We start from the raw sequence: 19,356 nt of genomic DNA on the forward strand, positions 1-19,356 counted from the left end.
GAGAGACGATCAAGAGTTACTATCAGGGGGCAATCCATGTTGTACGTTTCCCATCTCAGCCACACCTATCCGAACGGCACGCGGGCATTGGACGACGTGTCGCTCGAAATCCCCAAGGGAATGTATGGCCTCCTCGGGCCCAACGGAGCGGGCAAGTCGACGCTCATGCGGACGATCGCGACGCTCCAGACGCCCAGCGAGGGACGGATCGTATTCGACGAGATCGACGTGCTCGCCGATCCCGACGTGCTTCGGCGCCGCCTCGGTTATCTACCGCAGGATTTTGGCGTTTATCCCCGTGTCTCGGCCTATCAGATGCTCGACCATATGGCGGTGTTGAAAGGCATCGCGTCCTCGGACCGCAAGGCCGTCGTCGAAACGCTGCTCAACCAGACGAACCTGTGGGGCGTGCGCAAGAAATCGATCGCGGGCTTCTCCGGCGGCATGCGTCAGCGCTTCGGTATCGCGCAGGCGCTGATCGGCGATCCCGATCTCATCATCGTCGACGAGCCGACCGCGGGCCTCGACCCCGAGGAGCGCAACCGCTTCCTCAACCTGCTGGCCGCGATCGGTGACGAAAAAGTCGTGATCCTCTCGACCCACATTGTCGACGACGTCGCCGATCTTTGCCCGCGCATGGCAGTCCTCGCGCAGGGCCGGGTCCAGCTCGAGGGTCGCCCAAGCGATCTCATCGACCGCACTCGGGGACGGGTCTGGAAGAAAACCGTCGAGCATGACGCGGTGGAGGAGGTGAAAGCCAATCACGAGGTGATCTCGACCCGATTGTTCGCGGGCAAAACGATCGTTCACATCCTCGCCGACACGCAGCCTGCTGGAACCGAACCCGTCTCGGGCGGCCTCGAGGACGTCTATTTCGCAACGCTCGCCGACACCCGGCGCGCGGCGTAGTCGCAAGGGCAGGGGACCGGATCATGCTTGCTCGCATCGCCGCTTTCGAATTTCGCTACCAGCTCCGCAATCCCGTCTTCTGGGTCGGCGTGTTCCTGTTCTTCCTTTTGGGTTTCGGCCTGACCGCATCCGACAACGTGTCGGTCGGTACGCCCGGCGTGGTGAAGGAGAATGGCGCCTATCCCATTCTCGGGATGCTCGCCGCCAGCACGGTCTTCTACCTGTTCATCCTGACGAGCTTCGTCGCCAACACCATCGTGCGCGATGACGCATCGGGGTTCGCGCCGATCATGCGATCGGCCCCTGTCGGAAAGACCGAGATGCTGTTCGGCCGTTTCACCGGCAGCTTCCTCGCCTCTGTCGTGGGATTTCTCTCCATCCCGCTCGGGCTCTTCGTCGGCTCGCTGATGCCGTGGGTGGACCAGCAGAATATCGGTCCTCACGTACTGTCCTACTACGCCTGGCCGTTCGCCATCATGTCGCTTCCGAACCTGTTCTTCTGCGCTGCCGCCCTGTTCACGGTCGCGACGCTCACACGCTCGCTGATGTGGAGCTACGTCGTCGTGATCGCGCTGGTTCTCGCCTATCTGACGATCGGAGACGTCGTCAGCGGAAATCCCGAGCTGGAAGGTGCCTTCGCAAAGTTCGATCCGTTCGGGTCCGGCGCGCTCGATCTTGCAACCCGATACTGGACGACCGCCGAGTATAATACGCGGCTGATCGCACTGGACGGCAACTTGCTGTTCAACCGACTTTTCATCATCGCACTCGGCATCGCGCTGCTCGTGTTTGCCTGGTGGCGGTTCTCGCCCGCCCAGCGCCCGGCCTCGAAGCGCAGCCTGCGCAAGGCCGCCAAGCGCGAGGCGCGCGATGCCGCCCTCGCGAACGTGCCGCCCACGCTGGGAGGCGGCAGTATTGCCGCGCCCGCCGGAACACTCTCGCCGTGGCAGCCCTTCAAGGCGCGCGTCCTGCTCGAGATGCGCCAGATGCTGCGCAGTCCCGGCCTTGCGGTCCTGGTCCTACTCGCCATCGGGTTCACCGCCGCAGGCCTTTGGGGCGCGACGACGACCTATGGCAACGACCTCTATCCGACCGTGGCGTCGGTGGTGAGCCAGGTGCGTCCGAACTTTTCGATCTTCATTCTCATCATAGCGGCCTTCTACGGCGGCGAGCAGGTCTGGCGCGAGCGCGACCATCGCTTGAACGACATCGTCGACTCGACGCCGACGCCCGCCTGGGCGATGACGATTCCGAAGGTGCTGGCGATTTTCCTCGTGCTTGTCGGCATCAACGTCATCGGCATGCTGGTCGGCTGGTTCTACATGCTGACGAACGGCACGCCCGACCTCGCCATCGGCAAATGGTTCGCATGGTTCATCTTCCCTGCGGCCTTCAACGGGATGCTGATCGCCATTCTCGCGGTCGCATTGCAGATCCTGAGCCCCAACAAATATGTCGGCTGGGGGCTGCTATTGGCATGGTTCCTGTCCGTCATCCTGATGAGCAACATGGGGCTCGACCACCCGCTGCTGGTCTATGCCAACAGCCCGTCGGTGCCCTTGAGCGACATGGTCGATCCCGCGCATTTCTACGAGGGGATGATCGTCCTCAACCTCTACTGGGGCTTCTTCGCGCTGCTCCTCGTCCTCGCCGCGCATCTCCTGTGGCCGCGCGGGGGCGACCTGTCGTTGCGGCAGCGCTTCGCGCGGCTTCGCAACGGCAAGATGGGGCGGGGCGCGGTGCTTGCGGGCGTGGCCGCGCTGCTCGGCATGGGCGCGACGGGCGCCTATGCCTATTACAATACCAACGTCCTCAACACCTACGAAACGAGTGACGACGCGGAGGCCAAGCTTGCCGAATATGAGCGCCGCTTCCTCAAGTACGAGAAACTGGCTCAGCCCGCGATCACCGACGTCAAGTTCGACGTCGAGCTTTACCCGGACGACTATCGGATGATCGTCACCGGCGCCTATCGCCTCGAGAACGACACCGACGAGGCGATCGACCGGCTTCACGTTCGCAAGACCAGCGAGGACCTGGAGTTCCTTTCGCTCGACGTCGAGGGGGCCAGCCTCGAAAGCGAGGACGAGGATTATGGCTATCGCATCTACAAGTTCGCGCGTCCGCTCGAACCGGGGGCGGTCGCAAGCCTGACGTTCAAGAGCGAATTGCACCGTCAAGGCTTCACCGCGGGCGGTCCGCGCCCGGGCCTCAATCCCGACGTGACGTTCCTCACCAATAGCGCCTTCGCGCCGGTAATCGGAATGGATCGCAGCGGCATGCTGTCGGATCGCACGGCGCGTCGGCGGCAGGGACTGCCGGACGAGCTGCGCCCGCCCAAGCTCGACGACCCGTGGGGCTCGGGGCAGAATTACATCGGCGCCGATTGGGTACGCTCGGACATCACCATCACGACCGATGCCGACCAGACGCCAATCGCGCCCGGCGAGCGCGTGTCCGATACGGTTTCAGGCGATCGCCGGACCGCGCATTTCGTCGCGTCCTCGCCGATCCTCAATTTCTTCTCGATCCAGTCGGGGACGTATGAGATCGCGCGGCGCCAGTTCGGCGATATCGGGCTCGAGGTCTATTACCAGAAGGGCCACGAGTGGAACGTGCCGCGCATGCTGGACGCGATGGAAAGCGCATTGGGCTATTACCAGCGCGAGTTCGGGCCCTACCAGTTCGACTATGCGCGCATCATCGAATTCCCCTATTCGAGCTACGCGCAGGCTTTTGCGGGCACGATGCCCTATTCGGAGAATATCGGCTTCCGCTCGAAGATCGAGAGCGAGGACGACATCGACTTCGTGACCTATGTCATCGCGCACGAACTGGGGCATCAATATTGGGCGCATCAGGCCCTGGGGGGTCTCAACCAGGGCTCGGCGATGACGACCGAAACGCTTGCGAGTTATTCCGCGATCATGGTGATGAAGGAGCGCCTGGGCGACGATCAGCTGCGCCGTTTCCTCAAGTATGAGCTCGACCGGTACCTGCGCAACCGCAAGGGCGAGGCGCTCGAGGAATTGCCGCTCTCCAAGGTCGAGAGCCAGGGCTATATCTACTACCAGAAGGGCGCGCTTGCGATGCATCTGCTGGCCGAGCGGATGGGCGAGGACAAGGTCAACGCCGGGCTCGCCGACTATGTCGCCAAGTGGCGTTTCAAGGGCCCGCCCTATCCGCGCTCGACCGACGTGATCGCCGCGCTGCGCGCGCAGGCGACCTCGCAGGAAGATCAGGATCTCATCACCGACATGCTCGAGAAGATCGTGCTGACCGACTACAAGATTGGCGATGTCGAAACGGCCAAGGTGGGGGATGCGTGGGTGACCACCGCCACCGTCGAGGCCGCCAAGTACGAAGCGGACGGCGAGGGAAAGGAAACCGAGGTAAAGCTCGACGAGCCCGTCATGCTCGGACTTTTCGCCGCGCGCCCGGGCTTCGGAACCTTCGACAGCGGCGACGTCCTGGCGATGGAGACGCGGCGGATCGGAAGTGGAAAGACGAAGGTCCAACTGACCTCCAAGACCCGGCCCGCCTATGTCGGTGTCGACCCGTACAATTTCACGATCGACCGCAACTCGGACGACAATGTGCAGGCGGTTCCGGCGAGCTAAGGGAACCTCGCCCCCCGGTCGGACGGTTAAAGGGGAAATGAACCGACCGACCGGGGGATGATCCTAAATGGCAGCCAACCAAACCGCCCAGCCCGATATCAGTGCCGACATCGGCGAGAGCGTCGCCACCATCAACGGGATCGTCGACGGCTTCTTCGCGGTGCTGCCCAAGATCGGGATCGGGATCGTCGTCTTCGTCGCCTTCGTGGTGATCGCGCGCGTGGTGCGCGGCGCCATCCAGCGATCGCGGTTCGGAGACAGCGGAAGTGCCCTGTCCACGGTGTTCGGGCGCGTGGCCTATTGGGTCGTGCTCCTCGTCGGCCTTTTCATCGCGCTGACCGTGGTCATCCCCTCCCTCACGCCGGCGCAGTTGATCGGCGGTCTGGGGATCGGCGGCCTCGCCATCGGGTTCGCGTTCCAGGACATCTTCTCCAACCTGCTGGCCGGGATCCTCATTCTCATCCGCCAGCCGTTTCGGGTCGGCGACGAAATCGAGAGCGGCGACTATCGAGGCCGGGTCGAGGCGATCGAGACACGCGCGACCTTCATCCGCACCTTCGACAACCGTCGGATCATCATTCCCAACAGCCAGATCTACTCGGACCCGCTCAAGGTCTGGAGCGCCTACGAGAACCGCCGCAGCCAGTATGACGTCGGCATCGGCTATGGCGACGATATCCGCGAAGCGAAAAAAGTGATCCTCGACGCCGTTCGCGGAACCGAGGGCGTGCTTTCCGATCCCGCGCCCGACGTGCTGGTGGTCGATCTCGCCGCAAGCTGGATCTCGATCCGTGCGCGCTGGTGGCACAATAGCGTGCGTGGCGACGAGGTGCAGACATCGAGCCGCGTCATCGAGAATGTGGCGTATGCGCTCACCAAGGCGGGCATCGACATGCCGTTCGAAACCAACGTCCTGCTCTTCCACGACCAGACCGAGGAAACCGACGGCGACCGTGCCGGACAGCGCGAGGGCTGGCCGAAGACCAACGACAATCCTCGCCCGCGCTACAAGCTCGACCGGCCCGGCGACGGCGATGCGAACAAGGGACGCCCGGGTACCATCGAGGAAGTCTGACAAGAAAAAGGGGCAGCGCGGGTTTGCCGCGGCTGCCCCTTTCGACAGTCGAATTTGTGACCGGGTGACTTAGCCGCCAGCACCGACGATGCCGCGCAGCGTTTCGGCAAGCATCTTGCGCTTGCCCGCGCCATCCACCGCCGACGCGAGGACGCCGAGCCGGTCCATATCACCGGCATCGAGCGCAGCGCGCACTTCGGCGATCCGGGCCGCTTCGAGGCCGCCGCTGCGCTCCAGCTGGTCGAGATAGGCCTTCGCCACGACCGGCACTGCGGGCCAGCTGACGATCGTCTGCGTCTGCGGATTGAACGTGCCGTCAGGATATTGCGCCAGCTTCGTCGCCGCGATCTCGTTCTCGGTCATCCAGTCGGAGGGTTCGAGCGCGAAAATGTCGAGGCCGCGCGCGATCTCGGTACCGTAGAGATAGCCGTCGTAGAAATAGGTCGACCAGTAGCCGCCCATCGCCATCTGTTCGGGATGGATGGGGCCGCGATCGAAATAGGCAATCTCGGTCGGGTTGGCGCTGTCGGTGAAGTCCATGATCGAGATGCCGCCCTGATACCATGCCTGCGCGAAGATATCGCGGCCCGGCACCGGAATTGCCGACCCGTTATGGGCAACGCAATTCTCCTGCTCCGACTGTGCCGCCGGCATCTTGTAGTGGTTCTTGAAGGTGAGTTTCCCGTTCTCGATGTCGTAGATGGCATCGGCGCCCCAGGTCATCGGGTCGGAGGCCCGACAACGCGGACGACCGCCGCCGCCCCATTCGTCGGTGAAGATGACCTTGGTACCATCGTTGTTAAAGGTTGCCGAGTGCCAATAGGCGAAGCCGTCGTCGGTCACGGCGTCGAGGCGCTTGGGCTTCATCGGGTTCGAGATATCGAGGATGATCCCGTTGCCCGAGCAGGCGCCGGCCGCGATATTCTTGGCCGGGAACACGGTGATGTCGTGGCACTGGTTGGTCTGGTTGGTTTCCTGCGTGCCTTCGCCGTGACTTCCGCCCATCCAGAGGCCGGCGATCTTGCCGTCGTCGGCGAAGATTCGCGGACGATCAACGATCCGGGCCGCCGCGGGGTTGGCGACGGGAATCTCGATCACGTCGATGGAGAAGAGTGCGTTACGGTCGTCATCGGGCGCGCCGTAGATGCAGCCCGCCAGTTCCTCTTCATCGCGCACGTAGCTGGTGCCCGAATTGTAGACGATGATGCGTGCGTCGTTGGCGTCGACCACCGAATGGGTATGGCTTCCGCGGCAGGTCTGCACCAGGCCGACCTGGCGGGGAGCGGTAAGGTCGCTGATGTCAAAGATGCGGATCCCGCGGAAACGTTCGGCCGACACGTCCTCGTTGACGCCCTGCCGTCCGCAGTCGACGCGACCACGTCCCTGTTCGACCGACATGATCAGAAGGTCGCCGACGACCGAAACGTCGCCCTGTCCGCCGGGGCAGACGACCGAACTCATCAGTTCGGGCATACCTTCGTCCAGACGGTAGATGTTGAAACCGTGATAATTGCCCGTCACGAGCAGGTCGTCGCGGAACGCCATGTCTGTCTGGCTGAACGAGAGGAGCGGCGAACGCGCGTTCCACATCGGGGTCTGCTCGCCATCCTCGCCGGTCCGCATCGGCGGAAGGTCGGCGGGGTTGGCCGGGTCGAAGAAGCCCGGCGGCTTGGGAAGGCTGGCGACCTTCTGAAGGTTCCAGATGGCTTCGCCGGCGTCGTCATAGCCCGCCGCAAGGCCGACACGCGCGTCGGTCGAATTGCTGGCAAGAAGCATGTTCATCTTCGAAATTTCGGCTTGCTGATCGCCGCGTACATCATTGGCGAATTCGACAAGCTGCGGATCGCGGGCGCTGCCCTGCGTGCGGAACAGGGTGTTGACCATGTCGAGCGCGCCTTCGTGATGCGCAATCATGAGCTGAAGGAACATCCGGTCGAAATCGGCGCCGCGGGCCGCGGAAAGAGCGGCCATCTGCTCGGGCGTCGCCATGCCCGCCATGCCCGCCATCATCTCATGGCCCATCCCGCCCGCGTGATGCTGGGCCGCCTGATGATGCGACATGCCCGCATGGTCGGCGGGGTTGGGCGCATGTTCGCCGCGCTGCGAGAGCCAATTCTGCATGAACTCGATCTCATCGTCCTGGCTCGCCAGAATGCGGCCTGCGGCCTCCGCGATCTTCGGATTGTCGCTCCGGCCTTCGATGAGATCCGACATCTGCACGGCCTGGTAATGATGATGGATCATGCCCTGCATGAACTCGACATCGGCGTCGATGTAGGAGGTGTCCGCAATGCGGCCCGCTTCCTCTGCGCTCAGCGTGCGGGAGGCTTGCCCGGGGGCGCCGGGCTGGACGATCCGCGCTTCCTGCGCGGAGGCCGGTGCGGCCAACGCGATCGACAGGAGGCAGGTGCCGGCGGCGAAGAAATGTGTGCGTGTCATGGCGATGGGTCCCTCGGTTGTCATTCGGGACGCATCATGACCACGTGAGGCGGAAAGGCAATCGCACAGCGGAGATTGCGCGACATTCTCCACGGCTTTTCGACGAACGGCACAAAAAAGGGGCGCCCGTCGCGAGCGCCCCCCTCCTGGATGCTTGGTTAGAAGCGATTCCGCAGCGTCAGCCCGAAGGTGCGCGGCTGGCCGACCTGGTAGGCGAGGCGCGCCCGGCCGCCACGTTCGCGGTCGAACGACAGCAGCGGCGTCTCGTCGAGCAGGTTCTTCACGTACAGAACAACGTCGAGGCCGGAGTCGAATTCCACGCCCGCCGACAGGTCCACCAGCTGGTAGCTCGGCAGTTCCAGATCGACCGTGATGCTCTCGTTCCCCGTCATGCCATTGAAGGGCAGGCCGGGGTTGAAGGTGCGCGGATTGTTCTCCTGGTCGGCCGGCTGAGTGAAACGCGAGCCCACATGCTGCGCGGTCGCCGAGACGTAGAAATCGGCCGTGCGCGACACCTGGGTCGTGTACGTGGCGGTTGCGGCAAGCTGCAGTTCGGGCACCGAGGGGAGCCGGTTGCCGGCGCGGATCCCGGTGCTGGTGGCGAGCGGCTCGGGCAGCGTGGTGTCGAACTCGGCTTGGACGTAAGAGCCGGCGACCGAGAGCGAGAGGCCGCTCAACAGGTCGGCGGAGAACTCGCCCTCGATCCCCGTCGTATGCGCATCCTCGACGTTGAAAACGATGCGCGAGGAGCAGCTGCCCGCATCGAGCGTGACCTGCAGGTTGCTGATCTCGGTGTGGAACACCGCGCCGTTGAGCGTGATCGGGCCCGCCGAATATTTGGCGCCCAGCTCGTAGTTCCAGAGCGTTTCGTCGTCATAGTTCTGGAAGCCGCCGAACAGCGATGCATCACCGGGCGAGCAGAGCGGGATGTTCAGCGGATCGTTGACCCCGCCCAAGCGGAAGCCCTTCGATGCCTGCGCGCTGATGAGCAGATCCTCGTTGGGCTCGAACGACAGCATCGCGCGCGGACTGAACCCGTCCGAAGTCGTGCGGTCGGACTGGTTGTCGCCGCCCGCGAACAAACCGCCCGAGGTGAAGCTGCGTTCTTCCTCGAAGTCGTAATAGCGTCCGCCCAAGGTGGCGATGAGCATTCCGAAATCGTAGCTCGCCTCGCCGAACACCGCGATCTGGCTGATGTCATAGGGCAGGAAGGCGTTGTAGGGGCTGTCGGGCAGTGCGATGCCATTGCTCACCGCCGCCGACGTGCCGGCGCCGAGCACCGCGTCGGTGAAGGCATCGTAGCCCGGGGTGGGAAGCGTTTGCGAATAGTCGCGCTTGGTATCGGAATAGAAGCCGCCGAAGATCCACTGAAAAGGTCCTTCGCCCGTCGAACCCAGGCGCAGCTCCTGAGTCCACTGTTCCAGATCGGTCGTATCGCGCAGGTTCGAGGGCGTATTCACCGCTGCCGCAGGGAAACCGAGATCGACCGACACCGAGCCGGTCAGCGCCGAGGCATCGCGCGACACGAGGATCGAACGATCGGTGTAGCTGGTCACGCTCGTCACTTCGACGCCGCCAAGATCGAGCGAGGCGACGAAGTCAGCGAGCAGGAAGTCGTCGTTGAACGATTCCTCGAGGAGGAGATATTGCTCGTCGTCCCCGTAGACCCGCGCAGGCGTCGTGAATTCGTTCGAATAGAGGTTGAAGAATTCGGCGCGGTTGAAGCCGTCGGCGTGGACGTTCTGGTACACGACGCGCGGCGTCAGGCGCAGGCCCTCGACCGGCTCGCTCAGGAAAGAAGCGCGAAACCCGCGGCGCTGCCCCGAATTCTTGTTGTCGCCGCCGGCCGGGCCGAAGGCGTCGATCCAGCCCGGGAATTCTTGCCAGTAGCCGACGAGGCGGATGGCATTGTCCTCGTTGATCGGCGCGTTGACCATCGCCTTGACGTGGCCGCCCATGCCGCCGCCCTCGACGATGTTGAGATTGCCCTCGACCATCGCTTCGTTGCGCAGCGTCGTCGGCTGGTTGGTGATGTAGCGAAGCGTCCCGCCGACGCTCCCCGAACCGAAAAGCGTGCCCTGCGGGCCGCGCAGCGTCTCGACGCGGTTGAGGTCGAACAGGTCGATGTCGGGCGTGAACAGCGACAGGGAGATGACGCTTTCGTCGAGATAGATGCCGACCTGCTCCTTGACGCCCGGCTGGTCGCGGACGACCTGTCCGGCAGACACGCCGCGCACCGAAACCTGGCTCTGGCCCGGCCCGAGGTTCTGGATGGAGAGACCGGCGACGTTGCGCGACAGTTCCTCGACCGTCGAGGCGTTGGCGCGCTCGATGTCTTCCTGCGTCTGCGCGTCGATCGAGAAGGGAATGTCCTGAAGGTTCACCGCGCGCTTGATCGCGGTGACGATGATCGTGTCGGGCTCGTCGTCGTCGGGCTGGTTGGCCGCCTGCGCCTCCGCCTCTTCGGTCGATTGGGCGAGCGCGGGCGTGGCGGCGAAGAGCGCGGCCGATGCGACGGTTGCGTAGAATGCGTGCAGCTTTTTCATGATCAGACCCCCCAAGTCGAAGCATCAAAGAGGCCCGATCATGCGCCGTTTTTTCGCTTAATTCCAGCGCATGCGGACGAATCGCGAGCGACTGTGACAAACTGGTTACAGCACGATTTTCTCAGATGAACGGGAGCAGTTCGGGAGGGGGTGACTGCGCGACCTTGAATCCACGATTTGCGTAGAAGCGGTGCTTCACGATCTCTGCCTGCTGTTCGATCCCGTAGCGCAGGAAAGGGCGGCCTTCCCTGAGTTCGTAGCCATAGCGACAGAAGGGGTGCCGGATCAGCGGCAGATACCATTTTCCGGCGCGCTGGGTTTGCCAGACATGAGTCATTTCGTGGATGAACAGGCCCTGCTGGGTAAGCTTTTCCTTGGCGAAATCGTCGCTCCACCGATCGCTATCGGGATGGAAATGGATGTTGCCCGTAGGCGCCATGACGACCCCGCGCGGCTGGAAGAAGATCCATTTGCCGCGAACCAGTTCGACCTTCGAATAGTCGATCGACCCACCGAACATGGTTCGCGCGAGCTCGATCTCTCCGGGCGTCAGGGGGCGGCGCTCGCTCATTGCCATGATTCCCTAGTCGAGAGCCCTCCGTTCGCCAACCACTTGCCCAAGGCAGCACCCCACGCTAGGGCATCCTCAACTTTTCAATGGAGGAATATTTCATGAGCGATACTGCCGATCGGGTGAAGAAGATCGTCGTCGAGCATCTCGGCGTCGATGCCGAGAAGGTCACCAAGGACGCGCGCTTCATCGATGATCTCGGTGCCGACAGCCTCGACATCGTCGAGCTGGTCATGGCGTTCGAGGAAGAATTCGGCGTCGAAATTCCCGACGACGCGGCCGAGGACATCGCGACCGTCAACGACGCGATCGTCTACATCGAGAACAACAAGGGCTAAGCGCCCCGCCGACCCCCGACGAGGGGCCGGGAAGCGAATGCTCTGGCCCGGCTCCTCGGAAAGCGAGGGGTCGGGCCTTTGCGTATTGGAGAGCGATCTATGCGGCGTGTCGTGATCACCGGGCTCGGGCTCGTCACTCCTTTGGGGGGCGACGTCGAGACCAGCTGGAAGAATATCATCGCGGGCAAGTCCGGCGCGGGCAAGATCACCCGCTTCGACACCGAAGGCCACAAATGCCACATCGCCTGCGAGGTGAAACCGGCCGACCATGAAGATGGGTTCGATCCCGACAAGCGCGTCGATCACAAGGTCCAGCGACAGGTCGATCCGTTCATCGTCTACGGCATCGACGCCGCAGGGCAGGCGATCGAGGATGCGGGTCTCGAGGACATGTCCGAGGAGATGAAGCTGCGCGCGGGCTGTTCGATCGGCTCGGGCATCGGCGGCCTGCCGGGCATCGAGAGCGAGAGCCTCGTGCTGGCGGAGAAGGGGCCGGGCCGCGTCAGCCCGCACTTCGTCCACGGGCGTCTCATCAACCTCATCTCGGGGCAGGTCTCGATCAAGTACGGACTGAAGGGCCCCAACCACGCCGTCGTCACCGCCTGCTCGACCGGCGCGCATTCGATCGGCGATGCGGCGCGGATGATCCGCGACGACGATGCCGACATCATGCTGGCGGGCGGCGCCGAAGCGACCATCTGCCCGATCGGCGTGGCGGGCTTCGCGCAGGCGCGCGCGCTCAACTCGTCATTCAACGACCGGCCGACCGAGGCTTCTCGCCCCTACGACAAGGACCGCGACGGCTTCGTCATGGGCGAGGGCGCGGGCGTCGTCGTGCTCGAGGAATACGAGCATGCCAAGGCGCGCGGCGCGAAAATCTATGCCGAAGTCGTCGGCTACGGCCTGTCGGGCGACGCGCATCATGTGACTGCTCCGGCCCCCGATGGCGACGGCGCGTACCGCTCGATGGAAGCGGCACTCAAGAAGGCCGGCATGGAGCCGTCGGACATCGACTATATCAACGCTCACGGGACCTCGACGATGGCCGATACGATCGAGCTCGGCGCGGTGAAGCGGCTGTTCGGCGACGATATCGGCGGTGCGTCGATGAGCTCGACAAAGTCGGCGATCGGCCACCTCCTTGGCGGTGCGGGCGCAGTGGAATCGATCTTCTGCATCCTCGCGATCCGCGACCAGATCGTTCCGCCCACGCTCAACCTGCACAACCCCGACGAGGGTACCGAAGGTGTCGATCTCGTGCCGCTGACCGCCAAGAAGCGCGAGGTGCGCGCGGCGCTCAACAACAGCTTCGGCTTTGGCGGCACCAATGCGAGCCTGATCGTCAAGCGGGTCGAGGACTAGGCCATGCTCAAGCGGCTGCTCATCGTCCTCGTCCTTTTGGGCGTGATCGCCGCTGCGGCGCTTTCCTATATGTGGTGGGGCAGCGGCCCGACCGACGAGGAAACGGGGCTGATCGTCACCGAAGGGCAGAGCGTCAGCGGCCTCGGCGCGGAACTCGCCGACAATGACCAGATTTCGCTTTCGCCGGGGCTATGGAGCCTGATGGCGCGTGGCCTTGGCAGCAGCGACCCCATTCAGGCGGGGGAGTTCACCATCCCGCCGGGCACCAGCGCCGCGGGAATCCTCGATATCGTCCAGCATGGGACGCCGGTGCAGCGCTTCGTCACCATTCCCGAGGGGTGGCCGTCGATTCTCGTGCAGGAGAAGGTCGCGGACACCGACCTGCTCGAAGGAGAGGCACCGCTTCCGCCCGAAGGGACGATCCTGCCGCAGACCTACAGCTTCCAGCGCGGCGACACGCGGGAGGCGTTGATTGCCCGGATGCAGGAAGCGATGAGCAAGACGCTCGAGGAACTCTGGCCGACACGCACCGCGCGGTCGGTCGTCCAGACGCCGGCGGAGGCGGTCATTCTCGCCTCAATCGTTGAAAAGGAAACGGCAAAGCCGTCCGAGCGACGTATGGTAGCGGGTGTCTATTCCAACCGCGTCCGCATCGGCATGAAGCTCGATGCCGACCCGACGGTCATTTACCCGATCACCAAGGGTACGCCTCTCGGACGCCGGATCCGACGCTCGGAGCTCCAGGACGTCAACGACTACAACACCTATGCCATGGCAGGATTGCCGGCAGGGCCGATCGCAAACCCGGGGCGCGAAAGCATCGCCGCGGTGCTCGATCCGGCGCAGACCGATGCGCTGTACTTCGTGGCGGACGGGACGGGCGGGCATATCTTCGCGGATACGCTCGAGGAGCATAACCGCAACGTCGCGAAATGGTATGCCATTCGGCGCCAGCGCGGCGAAATGTAGCCTAGCCTTTGGGTGACGGCCGTTGCCGCGCAGGGCAGACCGTGACGCAAGTCAGACGAGCGCTTCCTCCGGCAGATAGCCGACGAGGCGGTCTTCGCCGCCATAGCCCCATGCCCAGCCGCCGCGACTGTCGAGCAGTTCGAACCGCGCGCCTGCGTCGAGTTCGCAGATCGCCTCGCCGTCACGATTGGGTTGCGCCCAAAGCCGTACCGCCCGGCGGAGCTCGCGAGTCACGGGCGCGGCGTAATGGGATGCGATGACGCGTCCCGCCAGCGAGACATCGGCCAGATCGCTTCGATAGGCGTGGACGGCGGGGTCGGGGTCGTTGGAACGTCCCGACAGCGCAAATTGCCTAATGGGCGGTTTCGAGGATGCGGGCTCTGGCGGCGTCCTGGACGCTTGCTCCGTTGGCATGGCCGCTTGCGACCTGCCCTCGGAAGAGCTTTTGGAACTGCTCAAGAAACTCTGCCCCCTCTTCGGTGCGCACGATGAAGATGTTTCTTCGATCGTCCTGATCGCGCTCGCGCCGCAGATAGCCGAGCCCGCCCAATGTATTCAAGGCCCGCGTTACCACGGGTTTGGAAACATTCAGTGTCTGTGCCAGGCCACGCACCGTGTGCGGGCCGGGGGTAAGATAGACGACGAGCAGAAGCGCCATCTGTCGGTTGGTCAAATCAGGCGAGCCGGAGCGGACATAGCCGGTCAGGGTGCGCATCCAAGTCGCCAGGGTCATATCGCCCATGGTCTTGCCTCGTTATTTTTTGGTTTACGTCGCGTACATGGGAAAAACGGTCGGTTAGCCGACATTGTTTCGCTGGCATCATCAATTCTGTCGCGAATCCCAATCGGTTGAGCCGAAGGCCCTACGGACTAAGAGCCGTAGCGATGCTCCAGAAGTGCAAAGGCTGCGCGCAGGCCGAGAGCCTCGCCACCCTTGGGGCGCCCGGGTTTGGCCGCGGGGCGCCAGGCAAAAGTGTCAAAATGAATCCAATCCGTGTCGTCCGGAACGAACCGGCGCAGGAACAGCGCTGCGGTGATCGACCCCGCAAACCCGCTGCCGCCCGAATTGACCATGTCCGCGAGGCTCGACGAAAGCATCTCGTCATAGCCGTCCCAAAGCGGAAGCCGCCAAAGCGGGTCGCCGACGTCGCTGCCGGCCTTTTCGATCGTCTCGGCGATGGCGTCGTCGTTGGCGAACAGGACCGGGAGGTCGGGACCGAGCGCGACACGGGCGGCGCCGGTCAGTGTGGCGAAGTCGATAATGAAATCGGGCTTGTTCTCACCGGCCTTTGCGAGCGCGTCGCCAAGGATAAGGCGTCCCTCGGCATCGGTATTATCGATTTCGACCGTGATGCCCTTGCGGCTCTTGAGGACGTCGCCGGGACGAAAGGCATTGCCCGCGATGGCATTCTCGACCGTCGGGATAAGGAGGTGCAGCCGGACGGGGAGACGCGCGTCCATCACCATCTGTGCGAGCGCGAGCGCGTGAGCGCTGCCGCCCATGTCCTTCTTCATGAGCGCCATGCCCTTGGACGACTTGATGTCGAGCCCGCCGCTGTCGAAGCTGACGCCCTTGCCGACGATGGCGAGGCGCGGGTGCGCTTCATCGCCCCACTCGACTTCGACGAGGCGGGGAGCGTGAGACCGGGTGGCGGCGCGGCCGACGGCGTGGATCATGGGGTAGCCCTGCTCGAGCGCGTCCCCCGCAGTGACCGTCACCTTGGCGGAATGACGCTCGGCGATATCGCGGGCGCGCTGCTCGATGGCGGCGGGGCCCATGTCTTCGGGAGGCGTATCGACCATGTCGCGGACCAGCAGCGTGGCCTCCGCGGCGCGGCGGATGGCGTCGATCTTTCCGGGGTTGGCGGTAAGGAGCGTGCGCGGGCCATGGCCCGGCTTCTCGGTCAGATAGGCGTCGAAGCGGTGCTGGGCGAGTATCCATCCCAGCATCGCGGGGCCGGGATCCTTGTCGTTTGCGAGGCGGTAGCTGCCCTCGGGAAGAACTTCGCCGAGTTTGGCGAGGCACCATGGAGACAAGTCTTCGACATCGGCGACGGTGGTCACGACCGCCCATTCGTCGTCTTTCGCGCCAGGCAAGATCTGATAGGCGTAGCCGGTCTTTCCGTCGTAGCGCGCAGCCTCCAACAGTGAGCGGACGCGCTGCGGTTGACCCTTTATCCACTCATCGAAACTTTCAGCGTCGACGAGATGAATGGTGTGGGCGGACTGGCCTTGGTCGGCTTTCAGAAGATCGGTCATGCCGATGTAATGAGCGAGGCGGTTTGCGGGTTCAATCGATGCCGATACGTCAGCAGCGTTCCGGTAACATCTCGAACAGCCTCCTTTTTTCTGCTCGCAAGTATCCTTTTTTCTGCTCGCAAGTATATTGTGCCGCCTTAGACACTCGGCCTGCCTGATTTACGGACAAAAGATTGAACTTACGTGTTAAATTGCCGTTAACCATATGAGATGCGTGGAGACACCCGCAGCTTGACGGACGATTTAACCAAGGAATTCAATGATGATGAAAACGATGATGATCGCGTTGGCTGCGACAAGCCTCTCTGCGATGCCCGCCGCGGCGCAGCAGGAACCCAACAGGACGAATACCTACAGCGGGGTCCTCTCGCCACTCAATGATTCCGGTGTGACCGGAAGCTTCACGATCGAACAACGCGGGCAAGGACAGATCCGTGTGATGATCCAGGCGAGCGGCCTCGAGGTGACGGATCAGCCGCATGTCGCGCATATCCACGGCCTTTCCGGCATGGAAGCGACGTGCCCGACGATCCAGCAGGACGTCGAGGGCGACAATGACGGCTTTATCGAACTCGCTGAAGGCGCGATCGTTTATGGCCCGATCCTGCTCGAGCTCGGCGATGTCGATCCGGACAATGACGGCGTGGTCGATTACGAGATGACGTTCAATCTCAACAACAGCTCGGCTTATGGCGACGGCATGGACAAGGACGACCTGCTGCCGCTCGAACTTCGCGAGATCGTCCTCCACGGCCTGACCCTTGAAGAAGGTGACGGTGCTAACGGTGGCGAAGCGGATGGCACTGCTGGCTACAAGGTCGTCCTACCCGTGGCTTGTGGCGGAGTCGTTCAGGATGCGCGTCGTAGCGGCGAATTCAACGAACGCCGCCCCAACTAATACGGCAGCTACAATACGGTTAACGAAGCGTCGCCCTCTGGGCGGCGCTTTGCGTATCGGGCATGCACTTCGTTACGTTGCTCGCGCCCTGGCGGGTTCGTCACTCGGCAAACGGGGTTTTGCCTGGTGGATCGGATCGGGGCCGACAGGATGCGCCTGTGGGCTCGGCCTTCGCCAAACCGTCGAGGGCGGACCAGAGACGCTCCGCGATCGGATCGTAGAGAATGTTGTGGGGCGCGCCGGTAAGATTGACGTGGGTGACCCGATCGCCGGCGATTTCCTTGAGTTCGAGACCGTGCGAAGGATCGACGGTTTCGTCCTTGGTGCCGTGCATCAGCAGCCACGGGGTCGCGAGGCGGGCGGCTTCGGCACGATTGTCGAACCATTTGGGGACGAAGGCGCGGGCGAGCTTGGGCGCGGCGTCGCGCACGTTCGTAAACGCGCCGAGCGTGGCGAACGCATCGACGGGGCGCTCGTTGGCAGCGCGCAGGGCAACCGCGCCGCCCAGCGAGAAACCGAACAGATAGGTCTTGTCCGCGCCGGTCGCGAGCGCGAGGTCGGTGAAGGCGCGCGCGTCCGCGGCCAGGCCGTCGGGGTCGGGCGCGCCCGGATTGTCGCCATAGCCGCGATAGTCGGCGACGATGAGGTCGACGTCGTCGCGGCGCAGCGGGGCCGCGTGGAGCGCGGCGTCGTAGCGGTTGCCGCCATTGCCGTGAAAATAGACCATGACCGCGCGCGGGCGGCAGGCGGCGGCCCAGCGGTAGCCCCTGACCGTCAATCCGTCGTCTGTGGTGACCGCGATCTCGGCCGGCGGCGGTAGGCCCTGCCAGTCGAGTTTGGCGGGAAGCGGGTCGGGGCGAAAGACGCGGTCGCTCACCGGGCCCGCGCTGGCGGGAGCGGCGAGGAGCAGTGCCGAGAGGCTGGCGGCGAGAATGCGGCGCATCGGTCTTCTCAAGTCCGGGGTCGCTGAACCGACGATGAAAATGCGCGCAATCAGGCGGAGGGCACGCCGAACAGGTCATGCTCGTCGGCCTCTTCGATCGTCACCGTTGCGAAGTCGCCGGGGGCGAGGTGACCCGCGTCGCGCAGGTGCACTTCGCCGTCGATTTCGGGGGCGTCGGCCTGGCTGCGGCCGGTGGCGCCGCCGGTTTCCGCATCGACGAGGTCGATGATGACGGGAAGCGTCTTGCCGACCTTCGCCTGCAGTTTGGCGGCGCTGATCTTTGCCGAATGCTTCATGATGCGAGCGTAGCGCTCTTCCTTCACATCCTCGGGCACGGCGCCCGGGAAGGCGTTGGCCTCTGCGCCCTCGACGGGCTCGAAGCGGAAGGCGCCGACGCGATCGAGCTGGGCTTCGGTGAGCCAGTCGAGAAGATACTGGAAATCCTCTTCGGTCTCGCCGGGGAAGCCGACGACAAAGCTCGAGCGGACCGCGATGTCGGGGCAGATTTCGCGCCACTTGGCGAGACGCTCCAGCACCTTCGCTTCGTTGGCAGGACGCTTCATCGACTTCAGGATCTTCGGGCTGGCGTGCTGGAAGGGGATATCGAGATAGGGCGTCAGCTTGCCCGCGGCCATGAGGTCGACGGTGCGATCGACATGGGGATAGGGGTAGACGTAGTGGAGGCGAACCCATGGGGTGTCGCCATCCGGCGTGCGCAGATCGCCAAGCTTGTCGGCGAGCGTGTGCATGCGGGCGTCGATCTCCTCGCCCTTCCAGTTCCACGTCTGGTTCTTGAGATCGATTCCGTAGGCGCTGGTGTCCTGGCTGATGATCAGCAGTTCCTTCGTCCCGGCGGCGACGAGCTTTTCCGCCTCGCGCAGCACCGCGTCGGGGCGGCGCGACGCGAGGTCGCCGCGGATCGAGGGGATGATGCAGAAGGCGCAGCGATGGTTACAGCCCTCGGAAATCTTGACGTAGCTGTAGTGGCGCGGGGTCAGCTTGGTGTCGGGCTGGGGGATGAGGTCGACGTAGGGGCTGATCTCGGGCGGCACGGCCTCGTGGACGGCTTCGACGACCTTCTCGTACTGCTGGGGGCCGGTGATGGCGAGCACATTGGGGTGCTTGGCGCGGATGAGGTCGGCCTCGTTGCCGAGGCAGCCGGTGACGATGACGCGGCCATTCTCGGCGATCGCCTCGCCGATGGCGTCGAGGCTTTCTTCCTTGGCGCTGTCGAGGAACCCGCAGGTGTTCACGAGCACGACGTCGGCGCCGTCATAGTCGGGGCTCATCTGATAGCCGTCGGCGCGCAGGCGCGTGAGGATGCGTTCGGAATCGACCAGCGCCTTGGGACAGCCGAGGCTGACCATGCCGACCTTTTTGGGATTGGGAATTTGCGTAGCCATTTGGCGCTCGCCCTTAGGCGTTAA

Annotated in this window: 15 protein-coding genes; 7 read left to right on the top strand and 8 right to left on the bottom strand. The window is 63.8% G+C overall.

Annotated elements, in window-relative coordinates; translation table 11 throughout:
- The first annotated feature begins 36 nt into the window (after positions 1-36).
- The 3 genes from WJS89_RS00245 to WJS89_RS00255 all read left to right on the top strand — a co-directional run bounded on the left by WJS89_RS00245 (position 37) and on the right by WJS89_RS00255 (position 5,604).
- Positions 37-909 carry an ABC transporter ATP-binding protein gene (locus WJS89_RS00245; RefSeq protein WP_346338929.1) on the top strand — a complete coding sequence of 291 codons (873 nt, stop codon included), beginning with the start codon at positions 37-39 and terminating at the stop codon, positions 907-909.
- A 23-nt stretch (positions 910-932) separates the two neighbouring features.
- The gene (locus WJS89_RS00250) at positions 933-4,529 is read left to right on the top strand and encodes an ABC transporter permease/M1 family aminopeptidase (RefSeq protein ID WP_346338930.1); all 3,597 of its coding nucleotides are present in this window, start codon (positions 933-935) and stop codon (positions 4,527-4,529) included.
- Positions 4,530-4,596: 67 nt separating this feature from the next.
- Complete coding sequence (locus tag WJS89_RS00255) at positions 4,597-5,604, top strand: mechanosensitive ion channel family protein (RefSeq protein WP_346338931.1); 1,008 nt, start codon at positions 4,597-4,599, stop codon at positions 5,602-5,604.
- A 69-nt stretch (positions 5,605-5,673) separates the two neighbouring features.
- Here the strand turns inward: WJS89_RS00255 and WJS89_RS00260 are convergent, their stop codons facing one another.
- The 3 genes from WJS89_RS00260 to WJS89_RS00270 all read right to left on the bottom strand — a co-directional run bounded on the left by WJS89_RS00260 (position 5,674) and on the right by WJS89_RS00270 (position 11,166).
- Positions 5,674-8,043: a DUF305 domain-containing protein gene (locus WJS89_RS00260; RefSeq protein WP_346338932.1), complete on the bottom strand. Its 2,370-nt coding sequence runs from the start codon at positions 8,041-8,043 to the stop codon at positions 5,674-5,676.
- A gap of 158 nt (positions 8,044-8,201) precedes the next feature.
- The gene (locus tag WJS89_RS00265) at positions 8,202-10,589 is read right to left on the bottom strand and encodes a TonB-dependent receptor (RefSeq protein WP_346338933.1); all 2,388 of its coding nucleotides are present in this window, start codon (positions 10,587-10,589) and stop codon (positions 8,202-8,204) included.
- A gap of 121 nt (positions 10,590-10,710) precedes the next feature.
- The gene (locus tag WJS89_RS00270; protein WP_431993407.1) at positions 10,711-11,166 is read right to left on the bottom strand and encodes a vgr related protein; all 456 of its coding nucleotides are present in this window, start codon (positions 11,164-11,166) and stop codon (positions 10,711-10,713) included.
- A 95-nt stretch (positions 11,167-11,261) separates the two neighbouring features.
- On the opposite strand from WJS89_RS00270, the gene WJS89_RS00275 reads away from it, so the two are divergent.
- From WJS89_RS00275 to mltG, 3 genes are all read left to right on the top strand, one after another.
- Complete coding sequence (locus WJS89_RS00275; RefSeq protein ID WP_346338935.1) at positions 11,262-11,498, top strand: acyl carrier protein; 237 nt, start codon at positions 11,262-11,264, stop codon at positions 11,496-11,498.
- 99 nt (positions 11,499-11,597) lie between these two features.
- Positions 11,598-12,860 carry a beta-ketoacyl-ACP synthase II gene (gene fabF / locus WJS89_RS00280; RefSeq protein WP_346338936.1) on the top strand — a complete coding sequence of 421 codons (1,263 nt, stop codon included), beginning with the start codon at positions 11,598-11,600 and terminating at the stop codon, positions 12,858-12,860.
- A 3-nt stretch (positions 12,861-12,863) separates the two neighbouring features.
- Positions 12,864-13,829 carry an endolytic transglycosylase MltG gene (gene mltG, locus WJS89_RS00285; RefSeq protein ID WP_346338937.1) on the top strand — a complete coding sequence of 322 codons (966 nt, stop codon included), beginning with the start codon at positions 12,864-12,866 and terminating at the stop codon, positions 13,827-13,829.
- 51 nt (positions 13,830-13,880) lie between these two features.
- Here the strand turns inward: mltG and WJS89_RS00290 are convergent, their stop codons facing one another.
- The 3 genes from WJS89_RS00290 to WJS89_RS00300 all read right to left on the bottom strand — a co-directional run bounded on the left by WJS89_RS00290 (position 13,881) and on the right by WJS89_RS00300 (position 16,088).
- Positions 13,881-14,063, bottom strand: a complete 183-nt coding sequence (locus WJS89_RS00290) for a hypothetical protein (RefSeq protein WP_346338938.1) — start codon at positions 14,061-14,063, stop codon at positions 13,881-13,883.
- 118 nt (positions 14,064-14,181) lie between these two features.
- Positions 14,182-14,571 (bottom strand): MarR family transcriptional regulator, encoded by a 390-nt coding sequence (locus tag WJS89_RS00295; RefSeq protein WP_346338939.1) that lies wholly within the window; start codon positions 14,569-14,571, stop codon positions 14,182-14,184.
- A 128-nt stretch (positions 14,572-14,699) separates the two neighbouring features.
- Positions 14,700-16,088, bottom strand: a complete 1,389-nt coding sequence (locus WJS89_RS00300) for a leucyl aminopeptidase family protein (protein WP_346338940.1) — start codon at positions 16,086-16,088, stop codon at positions 14,700-14,702.
- 259 nt (positions 16,089-16,347) lie between these two features.
- On the opposite strand from WJS89_RS00300, the gene WJS89_RS00305 reads away from it, so the two are divergent.
- The gene (locus tag WJS89_RS00305; protein WP_346338941.1) at positions 16,348-16,986 is read left to right on the top strand and encodes a hypothetical protein; all 639 of its coding nucleotides are present in this window, start codon (positions 16,348-16,350) and stop codon (positions 16,984-16,986) included.
- A 100-nt stretch (positions 16,987-17,086) separates the two neighbouring features.
- Here WJS89_RS00305 and WJS89_RS00310 read toward each other — a convergent pair whose 3' ends face one another.
- A complete protein-coding gene (locus WJS89_RS00310; RefSeq protein WP_346338942.1) occupies positions 17,087-17,941 on the bottom strand; it encodes an alpha/beta hydrolase in 855 nt (284 codons plus the stop codon).
- A 38-nt stretch (positions 17,942-17,979) separates the two neighbouring features.
- Complete coding sequence (gene rimO, locus WJS89_RS00315) at positions 17,980-19,332, bottom strand: 30S ribosomal protein S12 methylthiotransferase RimO (protein ID WP_346338943.1); 1,353 nt, start codon at positions 19,330-19,332, stop codon at positions 17,980-17,982.
- Positions 19,333-19,356: the final 24 nt, after the last annotated feature.

The sequence above is a fragment of the Sphingomicrobium aquimarinum genome (assembly GCF_039655735.1).
Lineage (GTDB): Bacteria > Pseudomonadota > Alphaproteobacteria > Sphingomonadales > Sphingomonadaceae > Sphingomicrobium > Sphingomicrobium aquimarinum.